This window comes from Mycobacterium asiaticum (genome assembly GCF_001673315.1).
In the GTDB taxonomy this organism is placed as follows: domain Bacteria; phylum Actinomycetota; class Actinomycetes; order Mycobacteriales; family Mycobacteriaceae; genus Mycobacterium; species Mycobacterium asiaticum_B.
In genome coordinates this window covers 1-2,544 of sequence record NZ_LZLQ01000041.1, presented here as the reverse complement: position 1 = coordinate 2,544, position 2,544 = coordinate 1, and the positions used below count along the sequence as shown (strand labels likewise).

The 2,544-nt window shown below is 66.4% G+C and carries 4 protein-coding genes and 1 pseudogene; 2 read left to right on the top strand and 3 right to left on the bottom strand.

The features are described 5' to 3' along the window. Nucleotides 1-525: pseudogene (locus A5636_RS06990) on the top strand (carbon-nitrogen hydrolase family protein); the annotation flags it as partial. On the opposite strand, the gene A5636_RS06985 reads toward A5636_RS06990, so the two are convergent. Then, complete coding sequence (locus A5636_RS06985) at nt 491-1,393, bottom strand: class I SAM-dependent methyltransferase (protein WP_065157974.1); 903 nt, start codon at nt 1,391-1,393, stop codon at nt 491-493. The pseudogene A5636_RS06990 and the gene A5636_RS06985 sit on opposite strands and share 35 nt — an antisense overlap. Nucleotides 1,394-1,410: 17 nt before the next feature. Further along, complete coding sequence (gene dtd, locus A5636_RS06980) at nt 1,411-1,842, bottom strand: D-aminoacyl-tRNA deacylase (RefSeq protein ID WP_065157973.1); 432 nt, start codon at nt 1,840-1,842, stop codon at nt 1,411-1,413. A gap of 32 nt (nt 1,843-1,874) precedes the next feature. On the opposite strand from dtd, the gene A5636_RS06975 reads away from it, so the two are divergent. Further along, nucleotides 1,875-2,180 (top strand): MTH1187 family thiamine-binding protein, encoded by a 306-nt coding sequence (locus A5636_RS06975; protein ID WP_065157972.1) that lies wholly within the window; start codon nt 1,875-1,877, stop codon nt 2,178-2,180. Here the strand turns inward: A5636_RS06975 and A5636_RS06970 are convergent. After that, a partial coding sequence (locus A5636_RS06970) for a macro domain-containing protein (protein ID WP_065157971.1) occupies nt 2,162-2,544 on the bottom strand: 383 nt, incomplete at its 5' end. The two genes, A5636_RS06975 and A5636_RS06970, sit on opposite strands and share 19 nt — an antisense overlap.

Below are 2,544 nucleotides of genomic sequence, written 5' to 3'. Positions count from 1 at the left end.
GCGGCGGTGTGCTGGGAGTTGATGCGCAGCCAAACCGTGCAGCGACTGCGCGGGCGTATCGACTTGGCGATGACCGGATCCGGATGGTGGTCGATCCCCGACTGGTGGCCGCGAGCAGCCTTTCGCCGGCTGGAGGCGCGCAACGCAGCGACCGCCCGAGAGGCCGCCGTCTCCTTCGCCGGATACGTCGGGGCGCCGGTGTTACACGCAGCGCACGCGGGTTCGCTGCAGTGCCGGATGCCTTGGCTGCCAATGAGTTACGACGGAAAATTTGAGGGCGGCACACTGATCGTCGCGGCCGACGGCACCGTGCTGGCCTGCCGGGACAGGGCAGACGGCGAAGGAGTCGTGGTCGCCGACGTGCAGGTCGGGCGGCGCGCGCCGCAGGCCGACCCGCCCGGTACATTCTGGCTGCACCGACGCGGCGCGCTGCCCGCAGCGGTGTGGCATTTCCAGCGACTACACGGGCGCCGGTACTACCGTCGCCATGTCAGCGCGTCGCGATCACATACTGCGAGTGCATGAAGCTGTCGATCTTGACGTCCACCTCTGGTGGAGTGAGACCGTAGCCGGCCTGCAGGTCAAGTGTGCTACCCAGGGGCTCGACCGCCCAGCCGTGCGTGGCCAGCCACTCCGCGGGGTCGGCGGGGTTCTCGTAGGTCAGCGAGGAGAAATCGATGTCTCCCGCCAGGTTGACGCCGGGATGTGATTCCTCCAGCTCCGCCAGCTGGTCGTGGTCCAGGCGAGAACCCAAAGCTCCGACGGCAACCCGGCTGCCCGGCGCGCTGAGCTCGGTGATGCCGGCGAAGAGGGCTTGGTGGGCCTTGCTGGTCAGATAGGGCAGCAGGCCCTCCAGCGACCAGGCGCTCGGACTGTGCGGGTCGAAGCCGGCCGCGACCAACCGAGCGGGCCAATCTGCGCGCAGGTCGGCTGCCACCTCACGTCGTTGCGCCTTCGGCTGCGCGCCGCGCCCGTCGAGCACCTGCGCTTTGAATTCCAGCACCTTGGGCAAGTCGATTTCGAAAACCGTTGTCCCGGTGGCCCAATCGAGACGGTAGGCGCGGGAATCCAGACCTGCGGCGACAATCACCGCCTGCCGGATACCGGCGCCAGTTGCGGCGGTGAAGAATTCGTCGAAGAACCGTGTCTGCACGCCGTAGAGCCGCGGAAAGGCATTCTCGTGTTCCGAGGTTCCCGGACTGGCCAACAATCCCGTCAGGTACGAGTCCTCCGACGCTTCGATGAAGAACTTCGCGTAGTCGTCGCGCACCAACGGTTGCTCACTGACGGCATGCAGGGCACGCCAGCCGGCGACTATCAGTGCGGTGTAACCGACTCCGCTGACGATGTCCCACTGGTCGTCGTCGGAACGAAGCGAGCCGAATTCCGTCATAGTGCTGAACGTACCCGTCACAGTTCCAGCAGGACGGTCACTGGGCCGTCGTTGACCAACTCGACCTGCATGTGCGCGCCGAATACCCCAGTCTGGACGGTTGCCCCCAGCGTGCGCAGCGTATCTGCGAGTGTTGCGACCAGCGGCTCGGCGACCGCGCCGGGTGCCGCCGCGTTCCAGGACGGACGGCGGCCTTTGGCCGTGTCGGCATACAGGGTGAACTGGCTGACCAGCAGGATCGGCGCGCCGACGTCGGAGGCGGACTTCTCGTCGTCGAGAATGCGAAGTTTCCAGAGCTTTTCAGCCATTCGCCGGGCGTGGTCCGGTTGGTCGCTATGCGTGACGCCCACCAAAGCCAGCAGACCCTGACCGGTCGGCCGAATGGCGCCCACCACCTCGCCGGCTACCGACACCGCTGCCGATGAGACCCGCTGCACCAGAACCCGCATGAGCGTCGATGCTGCCATGCGAGAGTAGACGGATGTCGGTACTGGTGGCTTTCTCTGTGACCCCGCTGGGCGTGGGCGAGGGTGTCGGCGAGATCGTTGGAGAAGCGGTTCGAGTGGTGCGTGATTCGGGATTGCCCAACAAGACCGATTCGATGTTCACCGTGATCGAAGGCGACAGTTGGGCGGAGGTGATGGCCGTCGTGCAGCAGGCGGTCGAGGCCGTGGCTGCGCGGGCACCACGAGTCAGCACGGTGATCAAGGCGGACTGGCGGACCGGAGTCACCGACGCGATGACGCAGAAGGTGCAATCCGTGGAACGTTATCTGTCGGCCGAGTGATCCTGCACCGCCGCGGTGAACGCGCGCTCGGCCGCATCGCCATGCACGGCGAAGACGACACGTTCCAGTGAACGGGGCTGATGCTGCCGAACCGCGTCGACCATCAGTCGCGCGGCGTCCTGCAACGGGAACCGACCGACGCCAGTGCCGAACGCAACCAGAGCCAGCGACCGGCAACCCAGCTCGTCAGCTCGGCGCAACGTTGAAACCGTTGCGCGACTGATGATCTCGGCAGAGGTAGGACCGCCTAGCTCCATCGTGGCCGCGTGTATCACGAACCGGGCCGGCATCTCGCCGGCGGTGGTTTCGACCGCGTCACCCAGCCCGATCGGAGCGTTCTCACTCGACTCGCGCTGCACGTCGG